General features: G+C 71.4%; 24 protein-coding genes, 1 tRNA gene and 1 pseudogene. 7 read left to right on the forward strand and 19 right to left on the reverse strand.

The window, feature by feature from the left end; all coding sequences use genetic code 11:
* Positions 1-177 precede the first annotated feature (177 nt).
* Positions 178-633, reverse strand: coding sequence for a GatB/YqeY domain-containing protein (locus ABZY91_RS09225; RefSeq protein ID WP_329874570.1), 456 nt, complete (start codon positions 631-633; stop codon positions 178-180).
* 187 nt (positions 634-820) lie between these two features.
* Between ABZY91_RS09225 and ABZY91_RS09230 the strand changes: the two genes are divergently transcribed.
* From ABZY91_RS09230 to ABZY91_RS09240, 3 genes are all read left to right on the forward strand, one after another.
* The gene (locus ABZY91_RS09230; RefSeq protein ID WP_329948059.1) at positions 821-1,468 is read left to right on the forward strand and encodes a CGNR zinc finger domain-containing protein; all 648 of its coding nucleotides are present in this window, start codon (positions 821-823) and stop codon (positions 1,466-1,468) included.
* Between the two features lie 215 nt (positions 1,469-1,683).
* Positions 1,684-2,628 (forward strand): metallophosphoesterase, encoded by a 945-nt coding sequence (locus tag ABZY91_RS09235; protein WP_329874573.1) that lies wholly within the window; start codon positions 1,684-1,686, stop codon positions 2,626-2,628.
* A gap of 99 nt (positions 2,629-2,727) precedes the next feature.
* Positions 2,728-2,801, forward strand: a tRNA-Pro gene (locus ABZY91_RS09240).
* 120 nt (positions 2,802-2,921) lie between these two features.
* Here ABZY91_RS09240 and ABZY91_RS09245 read toward each other — a convergent pair.
* From ABZY91_RS09245 to ABZY91_RS09310, 14 genes are all read right to left on the reverse strand, one after another.
* Positions 2,922-4,442 carry a LacI family DNA-binding transcriptional regulator gene (locus ABZY91_RS09245; protein WP_355400991.1) on the reverse strand — a complete coding sequence of 507 codons (1,521 nt, stop codon included), beginning with the start codon at positions 4,440-4,442 and terminating at the stop codon, positions 2,922-2,924.
* A gap of 61 nt (positions 4,443-4,503) precedes the next feature.
* A complete protein-coding gene (locus ABZY91_RS09250; protein ID WP_355400993.1) occupies positions 4,504-4,842 on the reverse strand; it encodes a DNA-binding protein in 339 nt (112 codons plus the stop codon).
* Between the two features lie 169 nt (positions 4,843-5,011).
* On the reverse strand, positions 5,012-6,271 hold the full coding sequence (locus ABZY91_RS09255; RefSeq protein WP_355400995.1) for a DUF3631 domain-containing protein: 1,260 nt from the start codon (positions 6,269-6,271) through the stop codon (positions 5,012-5,014).
* Positions 6,272-6,349: 78 nt separating this feature from the next.
* Positions 6,350-7,219: a bifunctional DNA primase/polymerase gene (locus tag ABZY91_RS09260; RefSeq protein WP_355400997.1), complete on the reverse strand. Its 870-nt coding sequence runs from the start codon at positions 7,217-7,219 to the stop codon at positions 6,350-6,352.
* Positions 7,216-7,395, reverse strand: coding sequence for a hypothetical protein (locus tag ABZY91_RS09265; RefSeq protein WP_355400999.1), 180 nt, complete (start codon positions 7,393-7,395; stop codon positions 7,216-7,218). The genes ABZY91_RS09260 and ABZY91_RS09265 overlap by 4 nt, the downstream gene beginning before the upstream one ends.
* 186 nt (positions 7,396-7,581) lie before the next feature.
* Positions 7,582-7,857: a hypothetical protein gene (locus ABZY91_RS09270; protein WP_355401001.1), complete on the reverse strand. Its 276-nt coding sequence runs from the start codon at positions 7,855-7,857 to the stop codon at positions 7,582-7,584.
* 14 nt (positions 7,858-7,871) lie between these two features.
* Positions 7,872-8,315: a hypothetical protein gene (locus ABZY91_RS09275; protein ID WP_355401003.1), complete on the reverse strand. Its 444-nt coding sequence runs from the start codon at positions 8,313-8,315 to the stop codon at positions 7,872-7,874.
* Positions 8,316-8,353: 38 nt separating this feature from the next.
* Positions 8,354-8,542 (reverse strand): hypothetical protein, encoded by a 189-nt coding sequence (locus ABZY91_RS09280; protein WP_355401005.1) that lies wholly within the window; start codon positions 8,540-8,542, stop codon positions 8,354-8,356.
* A gap of 230 nt (positions 8,543-8,772) precedes the next feature.
* Positions 8,773-10,926 (reverse strand): hypothetical protein, encoded by a 2,154-nt coding sequence (locus tag ABZY91_RS09285; RefSeq protein WP_355401007.1) that lies wholly within the window; start codon positions 10,924-10,926, stop codon positions 8,773-8,775.
* A gap of 98 nt (positions 10,927-11,024) precedes the next feature.
* Entirely contained in the window at positions 11,025-12,761 is a 1,737-nt protein-coding gene (locus ABZY91_RS09290) for a hypothetical protein (RefSeq protein ID WP_355401009.1), read from the reverse strand.
* A gap of 14 nt (positions 12,762-12,775) precedes the next feature.
* Positions 12,776-13,162 carry an RNase adapter RapZ gene (locus ABZY91_RS09295; protein WP_355401011.1) on the reverse strand — a complete coding sequence of 129 codons (387 nt, stop codon included), beginning with the start codon at positions 13,160-13,162 and terminating at the stop codon, positions 12,776-12,778.
* Between the two features lie 50 nt (positions 13,163-13,212).
* Positions 13,213-13,590, reverse strand: a complete 378-nt coding sequence (locus ABZY91_RS09300) for an RRQRL motif-containing zinc-binding protein (protein WP_355401013.1) — start codon at positions 13,588-13,590, stop codon at positions 13,213-13,215.
* Between the two features lie 2 nt (positions 13,591-13,592).
* Positions 13,593-13,943 (reverse strand): hypothetical protein, encoded by a 351-nt coding sequence (locus tag ABZY91_RS09305; RefSeq protein ID WP_355401015.1) that lies wholly within the window; start codon positions 13,941-13,943, stop codon positions 13,593-13,595.
* Entirely contained in the window at positions 13,940-14,776 is an 837-nt protein-coding gene (locus tag ABZY91_RS09310) for a DUF2637 domain-containing protein (protein WP_355401017.1), read from the reverse strand. The genes ABZY91_RS09305 and ABZY91_RS09310 overlap by 4 nt, the downstream gene beginning before the upstream one ends.
* Here ABZY91_RS09310 and ABZY91_RS09315 point away from each other — a divergent pair.
* Positions 14,775-15,017: a hypothetical protein gene (locus ABZY91_RS09315; RefSeq protein ID WP_355401019.1), complete on the forward strand. Its 243-nt coding sequence runs from the start codon at positions 14,775-14,777 to the stop codon at positions 15,015-15,017. The genes ABZY91_RS09310 and ABZY91_RS09315 overlap by 2 nt on opposite strands.
* Before the next feature lie 36 nt (positions 15,018-15,053).
* Here the strand turns inward: ABZY91_RS09315 and ABZY91_RS09320 are convergent, their stop codons facing one another.
* Both ABZY91_RS09320 and ABZY91_RS09325 read right to left on the reverse strand, forming a co-directional pair.
* Positions 15,054-15,434: a WhiB family transcriptional regulator gene (locus tag ABZY91_RS09320; RefSeq protein ID WP_355401021.1), complete on the reverse strand. Its 381-nt coding sequence runs from the start codon at positions 15,432-15,434 to the stop codon at positions 15,054-15,056.
* A complete protein-coding gene (locus tag ABZY91_RS09325; RefSeq protein WP_355401023.1) occupies positions 15,434-15,682 on the reverse strand; it encodes a hypothetical protein in 249 nt (82 codons plus the stop codon). The genes ABZY91_RS09320 and ABZY91_RS09325 overlap by 1 nt, the downstream gene beginning before the upstream one ends.
* 621 nt (positions 15,683-16,303) lie before the next feature.
* Here ABZY91_RS09325 and ABZY91_RS09330 point away from each other — a divergent pair.
* Both ABZY91_RS09330 and ABZY91_RS09335 read left to right on the forward strand, forming a co-directional pair.
* Positions 16,304-16,627, forward strand: coding sequence for an antibiotic biosynthesis monooxygenase (locus ABZY91_RS09330; protein ID WP_355401025.1), 324 nt, complete (start codon positions 16,304-16,306; stop codon positions 16,625-16,627).
* Positions 16,627-17,856 (forward strand): helix-turn-helix transcriptional regulator, encoded by a 1,230-nt coding sequence (locus ABZY91_RS09335; RefSeq protein WP_355401027.1) that lies wholly within the window; start codon positions 16,627-16,629, stop codon positions 17,854-17,856. The genes ABZY91_RS09330 and ABZY91_RS09335 overlap by 1 nt, the downstream gene beginning before the upstream one ends.
* A gap of 174 nt (positions 17,857-18,030) precedes the next feature.
* Here the strand turns inward: ABZY91_RS09335 and ABZY91_RS09340 are convergent, their stop codons facing one another.
* Complete coding sequence (locus tag ABZY91_RS09340) at positions 18,031-18,291, reverse strand: hypothetical protein (protein ID WP_355401029.1); 261 nt, start codon at positions 18,289-18,291, stop codon at positions 18,031-18,033.
* Between the two features lie 382 nt (positions 18,292-18,673).
* Positions 18,674-18,876, reverse strand: a pseudogene (locus ABZY91_RS09345) (site-specific integrase); the annotation flags it as partial.
* Between the two features lie 259 nt (positions 18,877-19,135).
* Here ABZY91_RS09345 and ABZY91_RS09350 point away from each other — a divergent pair.
* Positions 19,136-20,044, forward strand: a complete 909-nt coding sequence (locus tag ABZY91_RS09350) for a YDG/SRA domain-containing protein (RefSeq protein ID WP_355401031.1) — start codon at positions 19,136-19,138, stop codon at positions 20,042-20,044.
* The last annotated feature ends 50 nt before the right edge of the window (positions 20,045-20,094 follow it).

Raw genomic sequence — 20,094 nt, forward strand, 5'->3', positions numbered from 1 at the left:
ATCGCCCTCCGAGTTCGGGGGGGGCCCCGCCTCAGCTCCCCTGCCGGCCGTGTGGGATTTTGGGGCCCCCCGGTTGCGTGTGGTGGGGGGGGCGCCCCCGTCTTCTCCCGCTGCGCGGCCGGCCTGCCGTCCTACTGCCCTGCCGACCCGCTGCCCTGTTGCCCTGCCGACCTGTCGTCAGCCGGTCAGCGCGGCCTTCACCGCGGCGGCGACCCGGCCGCCCTCGGCCAGACCGTCGACCTTCGGCTTCACCAGCTTCATCACGGCGCCCATGCCCTGCGGCCCGGTCGCACCGCTCTCGGCGACGGCGGCGGTCACGATCGCCGCCAGCTCGTCGTCGGAGAGCTGCTTGGGCAGGTAGTCGGCCAGCACCTCGCCCTCGGCCCGCTCCCGGGTGGCCTGCTCGGTCCGGCCCGCGGTGTCGAACGCCTCGGCGGCCTCCCGGCGCTTCTTCGCCTCCCGGCCGATCACCTTCAGCACCTCGGCGTCCGAGAGCTCCCGCTTCGTCTTACCCGCCACCTCCTCGCTGGTGACCGCGGAAAGCGTGAGCCGGATGGTGGACGAGCGGAGCTCGTCCCGGACCCTGATGGCAGCCGTGAGGTCCTCCTGCAGCTGCGCCTTGAGCGTCGTCATGGCCCGAGTCTTTCACCTGCGGCGTTCAGCTGCCCGGCATTAAGCCGTGGGCCTCCGAACGAGGCCGGCCCCGTCGGCCCGCCCTCCCGCCGTCCTTCCTGTCCTCTTCTCCTCGGCCCCCATCCGCTCCCTTCCCCTCCCCTCCGTTCCCTTCCCATCGCGCAGAGTAACCCTTTAAGGTGGTTACATGACCGATGAGCGAGCCCCGGGGCTGGTCCTGCACCCCCCCGGCGGAGGAACCGCCTTCCACTTCGACCCCGGCGCGCTCTGCCTGGAACTGCTCGCCACCGGCGCGCCGGCGCCGTACACGCGCTACGAGACGCTGCACCGCCCGGCGGACCTCGCCGGGTGGCTCCCGCAGTCCCGGCTGGGCCTGCCGTACGAGGCCGTCCGGATCAGCGACGAGCAGCTCGCGGGCATCCGCACCCTGCGGGACGCCCTCTGGAGGCTCGCCGCGACCCGCGCGGGCGGCGGCGCACCCGGGCTGCTCGACAGCGGCAGGAGCGCCGGGGCCGGCGGGACGGCCGACGACTACGCCGTGCTCAACCGGGCCGCCGCGCTGCCGCCGCTCGCCCCCCAGATCGCCCCGGACGGCACGCCCGCCCCGCCGCTGCCCGGCGACGGCGCCCAACTCGCCTCGACCGTCGCCCGCGACGCGATCGCACTGTTCACCGGCCCGTACGCGGAACGGGTCCGCGAGTGCGGCGCCCACAACTGCCACCTGCTCTTCGTCGACACCTCGCGGCCCGGGCGGCGGCGCTGGTGCTCGATGGAACGGTGCGGCAACCGGCACAAGGTCCGGGCACTGCGGGCCCGGCGCGAACAGGCCGAGTAGCCCCAGGAACGCCGGCCACCCGCGAACCCCGTCGACGCACCCGGCACGTCCGGCACCTCCGGCGCATCCGGCATGCCCGAGTCCACCGGTGACGCACCCGGTCGGCCCAGCCGTCGCACCGGCCGACGACTGAACCGACCGGACGCACCACCGGTCGGCCCCCGCACGCCCACCGGCAGTTCACCCGCTGATCCGCCGTCTGAGACCATGGACCGATGCGACCGCTGTACTCCGTCCCCCTCGGAATCGCCGCCACCGGCGCCGCCTGCCTCGCCTACTCCGTTGGGTACGAGGTCCGTTCCTTCCGCCTCCGCCGGGTCGAGATTCCGGTCCTCCCCCGAGGCGCCCGCCCCATCCGGGTACTGCAGGTCTCCGACATCCACATGGTGAGCGGGCAGGGCAGGAAGCAGCGCTGGCTGCAGAGCCTCGCCGGACTCCGGCCCGACCTGGTGGTGAACACCGGCGACAACCTCTCCGACCCGCTCGGCGTCCCCGCCACCCTGGACGCGCTCGGGCCGCTGATGGAGTTCCCGGGCGTCTACGTCTTCGGGTCCAACGACTACTACGGCCCGGCCCGCAAGAACCCGGCCCGCTACCTCCAGGCCCTGCGCAGCGGCGTCCACGGCATGAACAACCCCGACGGCACCGCCGGGCGCGGCGTCAACGGCGCCGTCCACAACCCCTGGGAGAAGCTGCGCGACGGCTTCGACGCCGCCGGCTGGCTCGACCTCACCAACGCCCGGGGCCGGCTCACCGTCGGCGGACTCGACCTGGAGTTCACCGGCCTCGACGACCCGCACATCCGGCGCGACCGCTACAGCGCGGTCACCGGCGGCCCGTCGCCCGACGCCGACCTCTCGCTCGCCGTCGTCCACGCCCCCTACCTGCGTGTCCTCGACGCCTTCACCGCCGACCGATACCCGCTGATCCTGGCCGGCCACACCCACGGCGGCCAGCTCTGCATCCCCTTCTACGGCGCCCTGGTCACCAACTGCGACCTCGACGCCAAGCGGGTCAAGGGCCTCTCCACCCACCAGGCCGGCGGCCGCCGCTCCTATCTGCACGTCTCGGCCGGCTGCGGCACCAACCGCTACACCCCCGTCCGCTTCGCCTGCCCCCCCGAAGCCACCCTCCTCACCCTCACCCCGGCCGCCCGCTGACCCGCCCGGACGCTCGCCGAGAATCGGATTTCGTCTCTCGGCAAGCGTCCGGTAGAGTTCTACTCGTCGCGAAGGAGACGGAGCGACAAACAGCAGGACCGGGGTGTGGCGCAGCTTGGTAGCGCGCTTCGTTCGGGACGAAGAGGCCGTGGGTTCAAATCCCGCCACCCCGACCCAGTAAGACCAGCTCAGGGCCGGTCTCCCGCAAGGGAGACCGGCCCTGACTGGCTTTCCGGAGCCCCTCGGGAGAATCCTGGGAGAAAACCGCTCCGGACGATCTCCCGGCGGCCCTCCTACTGACCGACCCTCAGCAAGGTGTCGAGCACCCCCACGGGCGACCCCGGCGACATTCGTCGGCGGGCTTCGAGTGACGCGCCCCATACGGCCGTGAGGTCATCCATGAGCCGGCTCCGCATCTCGGGCGTGATGTGCGAGTAACGGGCCTGGACCGATCCGTCCTCGTGCCCCATCCGCTCATCCTTGAGCTTCGGCGGCGTGCCGAACCCGTCCATCATCGTCTTGTGCGTGTGCCGCAGACCGTGCGGCGTGAGACCGCGCTGAATCGGCATCCAGCACGCCTCCGCCCGGCCGGAGGCTCCCCGGCCGCGCGCCGGAATGCCTGGCCACGGCTCGGCGAGCAGCGGCACCGGGCGGGCATCCTCCGGTGCCTTCTTCGGGTACCAGCCGGTGACCGCAGGATGGAACAGCCACGTGGCGAAACCGTTCCTGCGCCAGTGCGCGGCGTTCTCCCCGGACGCCCACGCCCGGATGTAGCCGAGCTCGGCGATCGCCTTCTCCACCCGGGACCGGGTGTCGGGGGCGACCGCGTGGGGGCGGTTGAGGACGTTGGAGACCGTGCCGGTAGAGACGCCGACGGCGCGGGCCACGTCCACCAGCTTCGCGCCGGGCCGGCGGGCGGCTCCATTGGCGGCGCCGTGCCCGCTGAAGAGGTACCGCCGACCGTGGCACTCACACGGCTTCGCGCCAGCACGGACCACCTGCCCGGCGAGCAAACCGGCGAGGAACGGCGGGGTATCGATCGTCCGGTAGGAGTCGTCCTTGGGCGGGCAGCGGTGCATCTCTCCCGAGTCCAGCTCGTACAGCTGCCATTCGACGCGCACGGCCGCCGGGCGGATGAACTCAGCTTCGAGCCCGACGATCTCGCCCCAGCGCATACCCGTGTAGCCCTTGAGCACAACACCGACGAACTCGTCGTCCCGGCCCGACAACAGCGCGGTTCGCTCGGCAATCAGCAGAATGCCGAGCCCGGTAGTGATCACCTTCTCGCGGCTGCGGTTGCGCGAACGCCCGGCCCGCTTGCCCCGACCGCGCCGCCTACTCGCCGGGTTGGAGTCACGCAGTCCAGCGTCCACGGCATCGGCGAGGATCAGGTGAAGCGTGCCGCGCCACGTCTTGATACTGCTCGGCGCGTATTCGCGTTCACGCTCACGCCGCTCCCATGCGTCGACCGCACCCTTGGCGATCTCGTCTAGATAGACGTCTTCGAACTCCGGGAGCAGGTGTTCTTCGATGTGACGGCGGTAGTTCTGCATCGTCGACGCAGCAAGGTCTTGATCCTCGTACCAGACACTGGCGTACTCGCCGAACGTCATCCGCTCAGGGCCTGAAACGGCGGGCGGTTGAGCAGCCTCCTTGGCGGCCTCCTCCTCGGCAATCGAAGCGGCCTTCTCCGCCGCGCGCTTGGTCTTGTAGCGGACCGCCTTCCCGTTGGTGTCGAGGACGGTCCCGTACTTGCCGGGTGCGATCTTGTAGCGGGCGCGCCAGTAGTCGCCCCGGTTCTCGCCGTATCCCAATGTGAGCTCTCTATGTCAGGGGCCCGCCCGGTGGAGCCACCGGGCGGGCATTTGGGTGTGATCAGGCAGCGTCCGGCTGGTGGAGCGATGCCCTGCGCGGCGGCCTCGCGCGAAGGCGGACAGCGGGCCGGACCTGCTGCGGATTACGGTCCGGCGTCTTCAAGACGGCGACGGCGGTGACCTTGATCTGTGGCGCGACTCCCAGTGCCGGCCGCACCTCGTACATGCGGACGATCTCGGCGAACTGGTCAGCCGTGAAGCGGTAGGCGCGTCCGGGCTTGGTGAAGGGGATACGGCCACGACGGGCCTGCTCCTTCACCCACCACTCAGACATGCCAATGGCCGCAGCGATGTCGGCCGGGTAGTACAGCGACGGCAGTTGACCCCTGCCCTTGGGCATAGAGACCCTCCAGATCATCGGTTCCGGGGCTTTGCCCCTTCCTTCTCTGGGATCCGCTACTGCCGCTACTGCCGCTACCTCCCTGGTCAGAGGCATGTTTTTGGTAGCGGATTGGGTAGCGGTAGCGGATTGGTGCCGCTCCCGGCAGTGGTCGGGAGCGGCATGGCGACTACGGCAGCGCGCCGACCGCAGTGGCGTGTTCCGGGGTGGGTAGCGGATCGGTATCCGCTACCGCGTCCATATCCGCTACCGGAAACAGGGCCCTGACCTGCGCGGTAGCGGCAGTAGCGGCAGTAGCGGATTCCTCGGAAGAGGGGGGAGAGCAGTACCGCAGCCACGCGTCCGCAAGGTCGGCAGCGTAGTAGCCCTTCGCCGAACTCTTGGGACCCGTCTTGATGTTGCGGGGCTTGATCGGGTCGTTGTCAGCGGTGACGTAGTCGCCGAGCATGCGGGCGAGGGCGCGGGCGGTGATCGGCTTGCCGTCGAGATCGGCCCACGGCGCGTCGTCCACCTCGGCGAGCTTGCTGAGCAGATCGGCGCTGAGCAACCGCTCGGCGCCGCCGAAGATGTCCCGCAGGTCCGACAGGAGCCGGATACCGATGCTGCCCTTGTCGTTGGCCTTGGCTGCGGTCACGAGCTGGACGCACGCGGCGCGGGCGCGCTCCGGCCAGTGCCCGCCTGCGGCGTCGGCGATAGCGAGCAGTGGCTCCCACACGTCGGCGGGACGGTCGGTGACGCCCTCGGGCATCTCGGGCACGGCGTCCTGGAAGGTGGCTCGGGTGGCCTCGGCCCAGGCCGCGAGTCGCTTGCGCAGGGCGTGCCCCTCGGGCGCGGTGGTCCGCTCGCGGAAGGGCTCGACCTTCTCGTTGGGCGCGCGGCGGCGCATCCGGATGATGATCGAGCGGCTCATGATGGTGTCCGGAAGGTCACCGAGTCCGCCCATGGCGAGGGCGGCGTAGACCGGGAACGCCTGGACGGTCTGAGTGCTGCCGTCGCCGACACAGCGGTGCACGACCCCGGAGCGACGGTGGCCCGAGTTGATGAGTCCGCGCAGATCCTCGTTACCACCGGCCTTCGGCCCGAAGGTGGCATCCACCTCGTCGAACAGCACGGTCGGCCGGGCCTCGGGGTCCGAGACGGACCGAAACAGTGCGGCCGGCGACACGTCGGTGGTGAACATCGACCGGGGGGTGAGCGTGTCGATGATCTCCAGCGCACGGGTCTTCCCGGACCCGGGCTCCGGGGAGAGGAACGCAATGCGCGGGGTGGACTCGAAGGCGTCGAGCAGGTGAGTGTGGGCGTCCCACAGAACAACGGCTGTGTAGGCGGCCTCGCTGGGGAAGACGTTGAAGCGGCGGTGGAACGCTTCCACGGCGTCGAGCACAGCGGCGCCGTCCTCGGTGGTGACGGTCGGGGTGGGATCGGTCATGCTGGTCTCCGGTTCCGTAGGGACTGGATGGGAGCGGGCCGCCGGTCTTTGCCGAGAGGGCGGCCCGCTTCGAGCAGGTCAGGCAACGTGCGCGCCTGCGGCGGCGAAGCCCCGGTCGACGGCACGGGTGGCGTACTCGTGCGGGACGCCCACCGAGACGGCGGCGGCGATGACGTGCTGGGCGAGGGTGTCGAGACCGCAGGGGCCGGGGCACTGGGAGTGTTGGGCGGCCAGGAATCGGGCGACGCCGAAGGCTTGCGATCCGGCGCCGCTCTCTCGGTGGTCCGCGATTTTGGCGAGGCCACGTTGCAGGCCGGTGTGGATGTAGCGCTCGGTGTGGCGGCACCCGGCGGCCACGGTGCGGGTCCAGGGCGGCGGGGGTGAAGAGGCCACCCGCGCCCCGTTCGCCGGCCGGGTGGCCTCTTCCCTGACCATCAGCGCGCGGACGGCATCAGGCAGCGAGACCATGGAGCCGGTGCCGTAGCCGAGCCAACGGGCGTACTGCATTAGCGACTTGACGTCGACGCTGGGCCGGACGGCGTTCGCGGAGGCCACGGTGCCCCGGTAGACCCAGTGCTCGCCCCGGGTGGTGGTCACGGTGAGCGTGGCGGGCAGGGTCGCGCGGGCCCAGGCGAGGGCGTCGGCGCTGTCGAGGTCGACCACGGTGAGACCGGCGCCGCCCGGGTGGTAGGCCACGGTCTCGGCCTCCCTCCACGCGCGGGCCCATGCCCGGCTGGTCAGGACGGAGGGGTCGGTGGTGGCGGCGGCCCACGCGTGGCACGGCGCCGGGCAGGCGCACGGGCCGGGGTCCTTCATGTTCGACCGGCCGCCACAGGCCATGTTCGTGCAGGCCGGGCAGTTGTGGAGCGGGCCTTTCCCGGCCCGCAGTGGCAGCGCCGGAAGGCCGAGCCGGGCCAGTTCGAGGGCGAGTTGGAGGAGAGGGTTCACGCCGATCTCCAGACGTCGACGGAGGACTGTTCGGTGACGTGCTGTTCGGCACAGACCTTGTGCGCGGGTCTGCGCTGCTCGTCCCGCAGCGGGGTGGGGCGACCGCACCACCGGCACGGCAGGGTACGGGTGCGGTCGTAGTGGGATGCGTCGCGCCATTGGAGGGGAGAGGGCATGCTGATCCCTGTCTGTTAGGGACGCACGGCCCCGCAGCAACCGGTGTCACCAGCCAAGGTCTTCCGGTCGGTGCGGGGCCTCGTGCTGTCTGGCGGGAGCGGGTCTGTCCGGTCCCCCGCACCACCCGCGCCCCGGCCGCCGGCTGCGGCAGGGTTCGGGCGGCACGGCCGGTCGGGCAGACCGGGCTAGAAAGGCGGCTCGTCGCTGTAGACGGCGATGGACCAGCCGATCCAGCGGCGGGCGATCCAGCGCGGAACGGGCATCAGGCGGCGGACGTGGTCCGGGTCCCAGCAGTCGCAGTACTCAGTCCTGGTGCCGTCGTACTCGCCCGTCTCGGGGTGGCCGTAGTCGTAGTCCCACCCGCCTTCGCCCTTGCAGCCGGGGCACTTCGGGTTGGGGGTGTCGGTCAGCTCGATCACGGGGTCGGGCCAGATGTTGAAGCGCAGACGCATGCGGGCCATGGCGTTTCTCCTGGTCAGCGGTTGCGGTTGGAGACGGTCACGTTGACGTTCACGGCACCCTGGCCGCCCCGGCCGCCCCCGCTGCCGGTGGTTTTGGCGAGGGCGTAGGCGCCGACGCCGAGTGCGGCGAGGCCGCCGATGCTTCCGGCGGCGGCGGCAACGGCCTGGACCGCGTAGCCGACGCCGAGACCACCCGCGCCGAGCGCGACTCCTCCGGCGAGCAGACGGGCGGGCCACGGGTCCCGCTGCGAGGTGGGTGCGGTGGCCGGGGGCGGGGCGGGCAGGTAGACGGCGGTCGGGGCGAGCGCCGGGCCGTAGGTCGCCGGGGCGGGGGCGGTGGGGTGGTAGATGGCGGGCGGGGCGGTGAGAGTGGGGGCGGGGGTGAGGTAGTAGGGGGTGCCGTCCGGGCCGTGGTGCACCGGGGCGGCGAACGGCTGCTGCGGGGTGGTGCGGTCCATGGGGGGTCTCCCGTCGGCGGGGTGGTGCGCGGGTGGGGTCAGTGGCCGGAGATGAGCCGGACGAGGGAGGTGAGGAAGTCGTTCACGGGTCCGGCGACGCCCGTGGTGGCGGCGGTGAAGCCGGACAGCCAGAGCACGAGGGCGGTGGGCAGGGAGGCGCGTCGGCCCCGGATCAGGAGGGCGGAGATGACGGCGAGCACGGTGGCGGCGGTGGCGGTGACGATCACGGTGGGGACCTCTTGTCGGTCGGCGGGACGGGAGCAAACGGCCCGTCCGGGGCGGTGGTCCGGGCGGGGGTGTACCTGTCGTGCGGCCTGTCGCCTGTCCTGTCGCGTGCCTGTCCTGTCGCCTGTCCTGTCGCCTGTCGTCCGCAGGTCACAGGGGGGATACAGGGCGCGCGACAGGTGACCCGCCCCCTTTTCGGGGCCGGGCGACAGGCGACAAGACAGGGGCGGTCTCAGTCCTCGGCCGGGGGCCGGGGGATGTGCTGGCTGTGGACGTAGCGGGCCTTGCTGCCCTCGCCGACACGGACCGCCTCACCGCTCTCAGCCCAGGTCTTGAGCCATCCGGCGATGGCCTGACGACGGGTCCCGAATTCAGGGTGCAGGATCTTCTCCAGGGCGGACGCTCCGGTGCCTTCGGGTCCGGCGTCGCGCAGAAGCCGAAGCGCGGCGTCCTTCGCGTCGGGCGTCTCGGGCGCGGCGCTCTCGCGGCCGGTGGCCCAGGTGGACGGGTCGGACCAGTCGACGCCCGGCGGGGCGGCCTCGGGCTCGGCGGCGGGCAGGAGCCAGATGGATTCGAGGTCGTCCGGGTCGACGGCCGGGGTGGGGGCGGGCTGGTCCCAATGCGCGGTGGCCTTCCAGCCCCCGGCCGGAGCCGCACCCCGGCCCGGCCCTCCCGACGGCCCCGGGCCGGTGGCGGTCGAGGGGGAAGCCGCGGCTGCGAGGGGCGCGGTGTCGGAGTCGGCCCAGAGGTGGCCGCAGCGCTCGATCAGCCACCGGTCGGTGTAGTCGGTGCCGGCCGCTTCCAGCGACGGGGCGTCCAGGCCGGGGCGGCGGTGGGAGGTGAGCGCGCTGATGTCCTCGATCATGTCGGGGGTGATGCGCCACTGCCGGCCCTTGGCGGGTTGCTTGCCCTCGGTGCCGGCCAGCACCGACCCCGGCCCGGAGAAGCTGTCTTCCGCGCGCAGGGCCCGCCACCCGAAGAGGTGCCCGAGCTCGGAGTCTTCGAGGGCGCCGGTCGCGAGCCTGTTGGACGCCATCTTGCGCACGAGCGGGTCGGGCATGACGTCCTGGGTGACGCGCAGGACGGAGATGACCGCACGGATCGCCATGGCGCGGGCGATGCGCACGACTTCGGAGACACCGGAGAGCACGGCGCGGGCCTCGCGGGTGGCGGCGGCCTCCGCGCCCTCGTCCATGACGATGACGATCTCCGGTGTGTCCGGCCCGACCGGGAGTTTGTCGTCGTTGGCGTCGCGCATGGCGTCCTGGTAGGCGACCTTGCGACGCTTAGCGATCCGCACCGCCGCCGCCAGCATGCGCTTGGCCTCCTCCGGGGTGGAGGCGACCCAGTCCACGCCGGGCACGGGGATGTGGGCGTCGGCCCACCGGGAGCCGGGCCGCTTCAGTTGGGCGTCGCGCCATGCGTTCAGCCACGGCAGACCGATGCTCCCGCCGTTCAGGTCGATCACCCACACCAGTACGTCGTTCGTCTGGTTCAGACGGCCGATCAGGGTGTGGAGCCAGTTGGTCTTCCCGGTCCCGGTGGGGCCGGTCACGATGGTGGACGCCTGCCGAAGGTCCATCTCCGCGCGCGCCCCGGTCGACAGCAGCGCCACCGGCAGCGGGTTGTTGACGGTCGTGGTCTGCGCCATCTCGTCCATCGGGAAGGGAAGTTCCTCGCCAGTGAGGTTCTTCGTGGTGACGTGGATCAGCACGCGGCGCCGGGAGATGCCGGGCATCGTCTGAAGTCCGCAGCCGTCGGGAAGGTCCAGATCGGAGCCGAGTGCCTCGGTGCGATCGGTGATCGCCCGTCGGGTGGTGCCGCCCTCGGGAAGCTCGATCTCCACCGTGTATCCGGCGCCGGAGGGCCAGTGCTCGATCCCCAGCACGGTGACGTCCACCGAGCAGACCCGCTTGATCCGGTCGGTCCACTCGGCGGCGATCTGCCGGCGGGCCCCGATCAGCAGCAGGTGCGCGCGCTTGGACTGCTCGACCTCCTCGTGCGCGGCGAACCCGACCGCGAGGGTGCCGGCGGCGATTCCGGCGACGGCGAGGGACCCGATCTCGGGCCACTGCCAGGGCCCGCCGTGGGCGAGGGCCCAGGACGACCAGCCGCCGGCCGTCATCCAGCACGCGCCCCGGAAACTCAGGGTCGCGGCGGTCACCTTGCGGCGCAGTCCCGCCCCGAGGGCTCCGAGCGCACCGGCCGCTCCGGCGGCCAGGGCCCATCCGGCGGGCATGCCGGTCGCGTGTCCGAGGGCGGTGGTGGTCAGCGCTCCGGCGACGCCGTTGAGGGTGCCGGTCAAGGGGCCGTGTCCGGCCTTCCAGTCCACCCGCGACCGGGGCGCGGGGGTCTTCGTCTTCGGGGTCTTCGGAGTGTTGGTCATGTCGGCTCCAGCCGGATGCGGGCCGGGCCGCCCACGTCGTGTGGGCGGCCCGGTCGGGGTGCGGATTCAGATGGCGCGGGACGGGTGGAGGGACAGGGTCAGACGTTCCACTTCCGCTCGGCCTCCAGGCCGTTGCGCGGGTTCTCGTGGCGCTCCAGGTCTTCCGCGTGGGCCTTGCGGAAGGTCGCCCCGACCTCTTCCAGGGACTGGACGACCTTGCCCATGGCGCGGTAGCCCTCGGCGATCTCCTCCGCCACCACCGGGTCCAGCGGCAGCTGCTGGGCTCCCTTCTCGGCGAGGACGCGCAGCACGTCCTGGATCGTGGTGAACGCGACGGGCAGGTCGTCCGCGAGGGCCTGGAACTCGATCATGGTCTCGGGGTCGAAGGTGGTGGCGGCCTGCAACAGGACGTCGGCGGCGGAGGAGAGGCTGAAGGTGGCGGCGGTGCCGCCGAGCTGGTCGGACACGGTGGTGGGCTCCTTCACGGTGGGCTTTCCGAGGGCGATCGGGTCGGCGGTGCGGGTGTGGCCCGGGACCTTCAGGTCCGGCCGGGCGAACAGGCCGACCACGCCCGCCACCCGCGCGGCGGCGCTGGCCGGGGTGGGGCGACCGGGGATGTTGACGCTCTGAGCGGGGACCGGCACCACGGGCAGCTGCCCGCCAGCGGGGCCATTCGTGGCGGGGTTGGCGATGCCGTGGATGGCGGCGTCCCGCGCGGCCCGCACGGCGCGGGCACGGGCGGCCATCCGGGTCCAGACGCGGCGCATGTGGCCCGCGACCTTGCCCTTGTGGCGCCAGTTAAAGGCCGCCGCCGATGCGAGGCCGACCAGCCCGGTCGCGGCGGCGACACCGGCCATCCGCGTCCGGTGGCGCATCGCGGAGCGGCGCAGGGCCTTCGCCTGTACCGGCGACACACCCCCGCCGGCAAGCGGCGCCGTACCTCCCCGGGCGACGGCCGTCCCCGCTCCGGTGGCCGGGTCAATCCCGGCCGCCCGTTCCGCCTTCGCCTGGCCCTTCGCGACCCGCCGTGCCGTACGCTCGGCGACCTTCGCCAACCGGTCGTCCCTGCGCGCGGCCCGCACGGTGCCCGCCGGATCGGCGGAGCGTCCGGCCGTACCGGCCCGCACGGCGGCGGCCTTGGCCAGGGTGTGGGCGGCGCCGGACGCCACCCGGTGTCGCATCCCGCCCGCCCTCGGGCCGGTACGGCCGTTCGTGGCGCCCTGCGCGCTGCGAGCAGGACCACCGCCACCGGCCGTACCGGCGGCGGTGCGGCGGGCGGTCGGGGACGGGGTTCCGGCCGTTCGACCCATGGCGGAGGATCCTTTCCGAGACGCGGCGGAGGAGGTGAGACCGGCGGACGGGTGCCCGGCGGCGGTCGACGGACCGGCGGCACGGCCGGGCGAGCGAACACCGGGCGGGGAGTAACGGCTCGCCGTGGGAGCGGAGTTGGAGTTGCTGCCCGCCGTCGCCTGGCGGGCAGCGGAGGGGGCGGGGGTGAAGAGGCCACCCGGGCCGCCGGAGTGCCGGTCGGCGGTCCGGCGGAGCGCGGTGTTCGGGGTGTGGTGGCGGGCGGTGCGGGCCCGGCGGGCGAGGCCGCCGAGCGCGGCGGCACCGGCTGCGGTGCCGGCCACGGCGAGGGTGACCGGGCCACCGAGGGCCAGCGCCCCGGCGACGGTGCCGCCGAGCGCGTTCGCCACGGCCACGGCGAGCGGCACACCCGGCACCGCCCCCGACGGCGCGCCGGGTGGTGTCTTCACCCCGGGATCGGCGGCGGGCGGCTGGACCGGCGGAGCGGAAACGACCTCGACCAGCGTCGGGGTCTGTGGTTCGGACATGACTGCCTCCCTGGTCAGCGGTCGACGACGGGCTTGTCGAGGTCGCGGTGGGTGAGGCGGACGGTCGTGCCGGTCTTGCCGAGCCGTCGGGCCAGCGCCATGGCGACGGTGGCGGCGCGGTGCCGGCCGCCCGCGCAGCCGACCGCGACGGTCAGCGGCGCGTCGGCCGGTCCGGCGTCGAACGCGTCGACCACCAGCGCGGCAGCCACGATCGCCTCCCGGATGCCGGGCGTGCCGAGCACGGCCTGACGCACGGGCAGGTCGTTCGCGGTCTGGTGGCGAAGGGCCGGGTCGACGTGCGGGTCCCGGAAGTGTCGGCGCAGGTCGAGGGTGAGGTGGGCCTCGGGCGGGGCGCCGTGGAGGTAGCCGAAGCTGACCACCCGAATATCGGTCACGGACATGACAGGGGCCTCCTGTCGCTGGGGCAGCGGAGAAGATCAGGGAGGGTGGTTCAGGCCGCGCGCGGGATGCCGTCGGCGCACGGAAGGCAGGTGCCCAGGTGCGCGGGCAGGATGTATCCGGCATCCGCAGCGCAGGTCGGGCAGGTGCGGCGCGCCTTGTTGGCGGCGGCCAGCGCGCGCCACCGGCCCGGCGTCATCGGCCGCACGGGCTTCGCCCGGTCGAGCCGGTACAGGAAGGCGGCCCGGTCGCCGTCGCTCCGGCGGGAGCGCCAGAGGATCTGTGCGGCGACGTCCTGGCCGCCCGGCCGCAGCCCCCGGGCGCGGAGCTGGCGGCGGGTGAGGAGGTGGTCGGGGGCCATGCGCCACGGGTAGGTGGGCATCCCGCCGTGGCGCTCGCCGGTCGGGTCCCAGTGCCGGGGGCGGCTCATGGCTAGGACCAGGTGGTGGCGGGTTCGGGCAGGTAGTAGTAGCCGACCAGCTCCACGGGGACGCCGTAGGCGGTACCGGTGACGATGAGCCAGGCCAGGTTTCCGCCGTAGCTGTGCTTGCGGTTGACGTCGGCCGGGTCGAGGGCGAGCGCGTCGCGCCACTGCTCGAACTGGTCGAGGCCGTCGTGCAGGGACAGGCGCACGCCCCACGACCAGGTGCCGGCCGCGCTGATCTCCCGCAGCTCCGGGGACGGCGTGGGCAGAGCGCGGTGTGCGTGGACGATGGCCAGCAGGGCCCCGGCGGCGGCGATCTGGCCGGCGGCTGTGGCGGTCTCGGTGGTGTCGGTGGTCATGATGCGTACTCCCTCACGGCGGTGTCGTCGGTGGCGGGAACAGCGGAAAGGGCGGGGAGGGCCGGGCGTTCGGCCGTTGCGGCGCGGTGTTCCTGGTAGCGGGCGGCGACCCATCCGGTGGACCAGCCGGTCAGGTCGACCGCCCGGCGCTGCGGTAGGTCAAGTTTTGCGGCGGTCTGGACGGTCATCCGGGCCTGGTCTTCGGGCAGGCGCTCGGTCACGGCGGGCGCGGAGAGGAGCTCCTTTCGCAGTGTCTCGGCGGCCCGCTGCGCGTGCTGCTCGCGCTCACGGTGGGCGGCCCGCTCGCGGCGCTCACGGTCGTCCGCCTCACGCTCACGGCGCTCACGCTCGCGCTCATCGGCTGCCGCCCGCTGCTGCCGATCGGCCCTCTCGGCGGCTTCCCGACGGGCCTGCCTGTCCTCCTGTTCGCGGGCCGTGCGGTCGGCGTGTTCACGCTCATCGCGTGCCATCTGCCTCTCGTGCTCACGGCGCTCACGCTCGCGCTCATCGGCCCGCTCGTACTCCGCCACCCGATCCGCGCGCTCCTGGCGCCGCCGCTCCTCAGCCGCCCGCTCACGCTCGGCCCGCGCATCGCGCTCAGCCGCCTCACGAGCGGCCAGAGCGGCGGCGATCGCCCGCCGGTAGGCCAGCGAAGTCTCCGCCGTGACGATCAGCAGCAAAGGTGCCACCGCGTGGACCGCCACCCCGACCGGATCCCGGTCCAGGGCGGACTGACCCACGTTGAGCAGCACCGTCATGAGTCCGGTCATCCAGCGCAGGACCACCGGCCAGCGCCCGCCGTCGCCGCCAAGGCGGGCGAGCGTGGCGTCCATGCGGACCACGATCACCACCGCCGCGTCCACAACGAGCGGCAGGATCGGCGCCGTCCACCCCCACCCGGCCGGGCTGTGTCCGGACATCAGCGGGGTCACCGTGAGCACGCTGTACAGAACCGCCCCGAACGTGATCGCCCACGTCCCGACGGACAGCGCCCGGTCCGCCGAACGGATCTGCGCGGGACTCATCGGCGCCTTCATCGCGGCCCCCGAACCGGGCGCCGTGAGCGGGCGGTGAGCGCGCTCACGGTCGCCGTGAGCATCGCCAGCGCGGTCATGAGCGACCACCCCCGGCGACGCGCCGCACACGGGGACGGGTCGCCCTCCGCACCAGGTTGTAGCGCTCCCGCGCGGTCAAGCCACCGAAGACCCCGGCCGGTTCCTTGCGCTCCAAAGCATCGGCCAGGCACAGCGACTTCACCGGGCATCCCGCGCAGATCATCTTGGCCCGGCGCTCGGCCCACTCGGCGGCCTCCGGCCCGATCTCATCGGCGTCCGGGTAGAACAGGGCGGGGTCGGCCCCCTTGCAGGCGGCGCCCCGCAGGTCACCGTCCCCCGACGGGACGTACTCGGCGAGCACGGTCACGGCCGGGCGGGCCGTCCGGTGCGGGGTGCGGGTCGCCGCCCCGTTGAGGAGGCTGCGGGACTGGGTCATCACGCCGCCGCCTTCCACGTCTGCACCCGACGGCGCTCGGCGGTGCGCATCAGCGCGGACGCGAACCGGGCGGCCGGCGGGTCCAGGTCCCGCAGGACCTCCCGCGCCACATCCAGACGGGCGATCCGGTCGATCGGCGACTCGCCCTCGATACCGGTGAACAGCTCGGCATCGAGACCGAAACCGAAGGCGAGTTCCGCGAACTCGGCCGGCGTCGCGGCATCCTGCCCTGCGACAATCAACTTCATGGGTCGTGTTCCTCTACTCAGGACGGCCCTGAGCGGTCCCGGTGTTACAGCACCGGGACCGCAGCCGTAAGGCGAATCGGGCGCTCAACGAGCAGCCGCGCAAATCCGACGTGCCGCACCGCCAGCGAAGCGAACGGAACGGCACGGCACGTCGGAAGTCGTGAACGCTGGTGGAGCAGCCTCACCGGCCAGCGAAGGCCCGGCGAGGCGACCTATGTCTCACGCGGTCGATCAAGCGCATCAGGCACCTCCTTCGGTTCGAACGGTCAAGGGACACACACTGCAAGGGGGCCACTCATGCCCCACTCTCCGGCCGTTGCTCGCGGTCGCCGGGCCACCTCACCAGTCAGAGCCGAAGCCCCTATCCCCTGGCCTTTGCGGAGATTGCAGCGTCCTCCGCCTCAACTCACAGCCCCTTCGAACGCAGTCGAGCCGCTCGCCAGGGTGCGTTCGTGCAGGTCAGAGCAGCCCAAAGAGAGCCCCTCTGTGTCACCCCGGTCTCACTCGGTGTGATGCTGCGAACGTACTCGCAGAGAAACTGCGAGTCAAGGGCAACTGCTAGTCGCAGAGATTCAGCGACCGTGTCAGACTGGTGTTCTTCCTGATAGAGGAGCTGTGACCATGGGATATGGCCTCGTTGTCCGCTTCACCGCCACGGACGAGGCGGCTGCTCGCGCCTTCGATGAGCTCGTTGCCACCACACTGGAAGGCATCCGGGCGCATGAGCCCGGCACGCTGGTATACGTGAACCACCGTGTGCCAGACGAGCCGCGGGTGCGCGTCTTCTACGAGCTGTACGCCGACCGGTCAGCCTTCGAAGTGCACGAGGAACAACCTCACGTCCGGCACTTCCTGGCTGAGCGGGGGCAGTACGTGGAGTCGTTCGAGGTGACGTTCCTCAACGAGGTGGCTGGCAAGCTGCCCGCAGGCTCGGTGGGCAAGTGATGACTGAGGACTCACGCGCGTTCGGCGCCCGGGTTGCGCAGCTGCGGAGGCAGCGCGGGCTCAAGCAGGATGAGTTGGCGGCGGCGATTGGCCGTACCGCGAGCTGGGTGTCACAGGTGGAGCGTGGCGTCCAGCCGGTCGCCCGGCTGGACGTTCTCCAGCTATTGGCCGCAGGGTTGGGCGTCTCCGTGCAGGTGCTGAGTCCCGAGGTGCCACAGGCCGCGCCTGTCCCGCCACCGGTGGAGGAACAGCCCAACGACTTGGACGAGGCGCGACTCCTCATCTCCGGCCACCCGGCACTCGGCGTACTGCTGGCGCCCGTGCCGACGAGCGAGCAGCCGACGGTGGCGGAGCTGAAGGCCGCCGTTGCCGAGGTGTGGGAGCTCACCCACGCGGCACGGTTCTCAGAGCTGAGCGCACTTCTGGGTCGGGCCCTGCCACGACTGGAGAGGGCAGTGCGGATGGCCTCGCCGAAGGACCGGGCGGAGCTCGCGGGTCTGCTCAGCCAGTCGTACCAGGCACTCGCCGCCGCCTTCGTTCGCCAGGACGAGGCTGATGCGGCGTGGCTCGCAGCTGACCGTTCGATCCGCGCGGCCGAGCAGGCCGGGCGGCCCCTAGATGTCTTCGCCGGCATCTTCCGGTTGGCACAGGCCTTCGTCCGCTTGAAGCGCCTGGATCAGGCCGAGCATGCCGCGAGTAGTGCCGTGGCCGTGCTCAATCAGCACGCTGCAGACGCAGAGCCCGAGTTGTTGTCGGTTCTCGGTTCGTTGCATCTCGTGCTGGCACTCGTCGCAGCCCGGGGCGGCCAGCGAGAAGAGGCGCGCGCTCAACTGAGCCACGCTCGCCACGTCGCGGCTCGCATTGGAGAAGACCGGAATGACTTCAACCTGGAGTTCGGCCCGACGAACGTTGAGATCCAGACGGTCTCAACTGCCGTAGAACTCGGCGACGCTGGCGAAGCACTGGACGTGGCCCTCGGCATCGACGCGAGCCGCTTGTCGCCGGAGCGGCGGTCCCGTCTGTTGATGGACATGGGGCGGGCACATGCCCAACGCCGTCACACCGGGGAGGCTCTCGACTGCCTACTCCGGGCAGAGGAGTTGGCCCCCGAGACGGTGCGAACCCACATCGCCACGCGGGCCACTATCCGTGAGCTCGTTCTGGTCGCGGGGAAGGCAGCCTCGCCAGAGCTGCTGGCGCTGGCGGATCGATCGAACTCAGTGGGATAGTTCGTTGCATAGAGACTTTATCCACTGCTTCAAGGGCGTGCACGGCGTGCCAGCGCTCGGCCCTGCCGCTCGCCGCCGCTCCTGTCTGCGCCCCGCTCCGGCGGCGGCCGGCCGCAGAGCGGCCAGGCGCCGGGGAGGCTGAGCTTAGAACCTGCGGTGGCTGGGGCGGGTGGCTCACTTCACGAAGATCTCCACGACCGTCACAACGATCAAGGTAGCGGTGGCCCAGACCATGGCCCAGGTTGCCCTCCCAAGGCTCGCGGCCTGAGTCTCTGCCGCCTTCCTAGCCTCCAGGGCGGCTGCTCGGGTATCGAGCGCCAGTTGCGCATCGAGCTTGGCCCGAGCGGCGTGGTGAGCAGGCATGGTGGGGGTGTTCGAGGCGATCTCCCCCACGAGGGTCGCGTAGGGTTCAGGAAGAGGATCTATCGACGTCATGCCGCAGAGGGTAGAGCCGAACGCCCTCCAGGCGCGAGGCAGTTAAAGCAATCGGCCCCGCGCTCGTGGGAGGTCCCCGCCTCGCCCAGGCCGCAACCGGCCGCCAGCGATCAACCCCTTGTCTGCGGGGATTGCCCCGGTCGGGAAGCCGGTCGCTGGGAGAATCTGGGGAGAAGATCTTGGAAACTAGCCCACGTGAACCGAAGCGAGTCCGAGAGTAGCCAACGCTGTGACCTGTGCGTGAGCACGCCCGTGCAGGTCATCCACCACCCCGGACGTCATTCGGGACGAAGAGGCCGTGGGTTCAAATCCCGCCACCCCGACCCAGCAGTACAGAGGGCCCATCGGAGAGATCCGATTGGCCCTCTGGCGTTATGCGCGTTTAACTGAGTGACCGAGCCTCAGGGCCCTGGGAGAACAGGCCATCCATGACCGTGGCGCCAGTCTGGATCATGGGGCGATCTGGTGGCGGTAGGTCTCTTCGGTGGCCGCCGTACTGAAGGGGCCGACCAGACTGGAGATCGCTTCCAGGGACACACCGCTGTCCGAGAGCAGGGACACGAAGCTGTGGCGTAGCTCACGGGGAGCAAGAACGCCATACGGCGATGTGTGGCGGGATCTGCGGGGTGCCCGCGGGCCGGCTGATCGTGGATCGTGGTGGGTCGCCGGGTGGTTCCCTCGTCGCCCGGACCCCAAAGGCGCAGCCGGAACTCCAAGACCGGCGAGGCTGCCCGATCGACGATCGAACCATCCGCTCAACCTGAGTCATGGCAGCAGGTCATGCCGGGCGGTACGGGGCATAAATCGCAGGCGGGTTGTCATCTCGCCATGCGAAGCTGGATGCATGATTGGCGAGCCGCCCGGCGCTTACGTCGGCCAGGATTTCAGCACCCGCCGCTTGGCCCACGAGGCGGGAGTACACCGTCCGCTACAAGCCGGCATCTGTGGGACGAAGGTGACCGGCGCTGAGTCGATCGTCGTCTCTGGTGGCTACAAGGACGACGAGGACTACGGCGATGTCGTCGTCTACACCGGCCACGGTGGACAGGACTCATCGAAGAACCAGGTCGCTGACCAAACACTGGAGGATCCCGGGAACGCTGCCCTGGTCACCAGCTACCTGGAAGGCCTTCTTGTCCGAGTGCTGCGCGGGGCACACAAGGGCTCCAAGTATGCGCCCAAGTCGGGCTACCGGTACGACGGACTGTTCCGAGTCACGGGCTACGGCAGCAAACTCGGAATTGACGGTCACTTGATATGGCAGTTCCGCATGGAGGCGCACGAGGGCACGCCGATCCCCGCGGCCGTAGAAACAGCAGACCTACACAAGGCCGACGAACTCCCGCTCGAAGACGACGCTGAACAGCCTGTCACTGGCAGTGAAACCCCCGAACGGGTACCCACCACAGTGCAGCGCATCGTCCGTAGTAGCGCTGTAAAACGACAGGTCAAGGCCTGGCACGACAACCAGTGCCAGGTCTGCGCACTGCGCATTGAGGTTCCCGGCGGCAACTACAGTGAGGGCGCCCACATCCAAGCCCTTGGCAGCCCCCACAACGGACCTGATATCGCTGCGAACGTTCTCTGCCTCTGCCCGAACTGCCACGTCATGCTTGACGCCGGCGCCATAGTCCTGACTGACGATCTCATGGTCATCAAGGGAGGCGCCGAGATCGGCCCCCTGCGGACCCACCCCAAGCACAAGATCGACCTCAGTTGTGTGCGCCGGCACCGCGAGCGATGGCGTCAATGAGGAGCTCCAGTCGGCTTAGCAGTGCCGGACCGGTGGAGTGGGACCGGTGG

Origin of the sequence: Kitasatospora sp. NPDC002965 (assembly GCF_040611255.1) — a bacterium.
Classification (GTDB): Bacteria; Actinomycetota; Actinomycetes; order Streptomycetales; family Streptomycetaceae; genus Kitasatospora.

What these genes read in the sequence shown, in the direction of transcription:
- ABZY91_RS09255 (WP_355400995.1), bottom strand. Translation starts at nt 6,271, where the DNA reads ATGACCGATCCCACCCCGACCGTCACCACCGAGGACGGCGCCGCTGTG.
- ABZY91_RS09225 (WP_329874570.1), bottom strand. Translation starts at nt 633, where the DNA reads ATGACGACGCTCAAGGCGCAGCTGCAGGAGGACCTCACGGCTGCCATC.
- ABZY91_RS09275 (WP_355401003.1), bottom strand. Translation starts at nt 8,315, where the DNA reads ATGGACCGCACCACCCCGCAGCAGCCGTTCGCCGCCCCGGTGCACCAC.
- ABZY91_RS09295 (WP_355401011.1), bottom strand. Translation starts at nt 13,162, where the DNA reads ATGTCCGTGACCGATATTCGGGTGGTCAGCTTCGGCTACCTCCACGGC.
- ABZY91_RS09315 (WP_355401019.1), top strand. Translation starts at nt 14,775, where the DNA reads ATGCGGACCACGATCACCACCGCCGCGTCCACAACGAGCGGCAGGATC.
- ABZY91_RS09340 (WP_355401029.1), bottom strand. Translation starts at nt 18,291, where the DNA reads ATGACGTCGATAGATCCTCTTCCTGAACCCTACGCGACCCTCGTGGGG.
- ABZY91_RS09330 (WP_355401025.1), top strand. Translation starts at nt 16,304, where the DNA reads ATGGGATATGGCCTCGTTGTCCGCTTCACCGCCACGGACGAGGCGGCT.
- ABZY91_RS09235 (WP_329874573.1), top strand. Translation starts at nt 1,684, where the DNA reads ATGCGACCGCTGTACTCCGTCCCCCTCGGAATCGCCGCCACCGGCGCC.
- ABZY91_RS09335 (WP_355401027.1), top strand. Translation starts at nt 16,627, where the DNA reads ATGACTGAGGACTCACGCGCGTTCGGCGCCCGGGTTGCGCAGCTGCGG.
- ABZY91_RS09305 (WP_355401015.1), bottom strand. Translation starts at nt 13,943, where the DNA reads ATGACCACCGACACCACCGAGACCGCCACAGCCGCCGGCCAGATCGCC.
- ABZY91_RS09290 (WP_355401009.1), bottom strand. Translation starts at nt 12,761, where the DNA reads ATGTCCGAACCACAGACCCCGACGCTGGTCGAGGTCGTTTCCGCTCCG.
- ABZY91_RS09300 (WP_355401013.1), bottom strand. Translation starts at nt 13,590, where the DNA reads ATGAGCCGCCCCCGGCACTGGGACCCGACCGGCGAGCGCCACGGCGGG.
- ABZY91_RS09270 (WP_355401001.1), bottom strand. Translation starts at nt 7,857, where the DNA reads ATGGCCCGCATGCGTCTGCGCTTCAACATCTGGCCCGACCCCGTGATC.
- ABZY91_RS09265 (WP_355400999.1), bottom strand. Translation starts at nt 7,395, where the DNA reads ATGCCCTCTCCCCTCCAATGGCGCGACGCATCCCACTACGACCGCACC.
- ABZY91_RS09250 (WP_355400993.1), bottom strand. Translation starts at nt 4,842, where the DNA reads ATGCCCAAGGGCAGGGGTCAACTGCCGTCGCTGTACTACCCGGCCGAC.
- ABZY91_RS09320 (WP_355401021.1), bottom strand. Translation starts at nt 15,434, where the DNA reads ATGACCCAGTCCCGCAGCCTCCTCAACGGGGCGGCGACCCGCACCCCG.
- ABZY91_RS09310 (WP_355401017.1), bottom strand. Translation starts at nt 14,776, where the DNA reads ATGGACGCCACGCTCGCCCGCCTTGGCGGCGACGGCGGGCGCTGGCCG.
- ABZY91_RS09325 (WP_355401023.1), bottom strand. Translation starts at nt 15,682, where the DNA reads ATGAAGTTGATTGTCGCAGGGCAGGATGCCGCGACGCCGGCCGAGTTC.
- ABZY91_RS09285 (WP_355401007.1), bottom strand. Translation starts at nt 10,926, where the DNA reads ATGACCAACACTCCGAAGACCCCGAAGACGAAGACCCCCGCGCCCCGG.
- ABZY91_RS09350 (WP_355401031.1), top strand. Translation starts at nt 19,136, where the DNA reads ATGATTGGCGAGCCGCCCGGCGCTTACGTCGGCCAGGATTTCAGCACC.
- ABZY91_RS09230 (WP_329948059.1), top strand. Translation starts at nt 821, where the DNA reads ATGACCGATGAGCGAGCCCCGGGGCTGGTCCTGCACCCCCCCGGCGGA.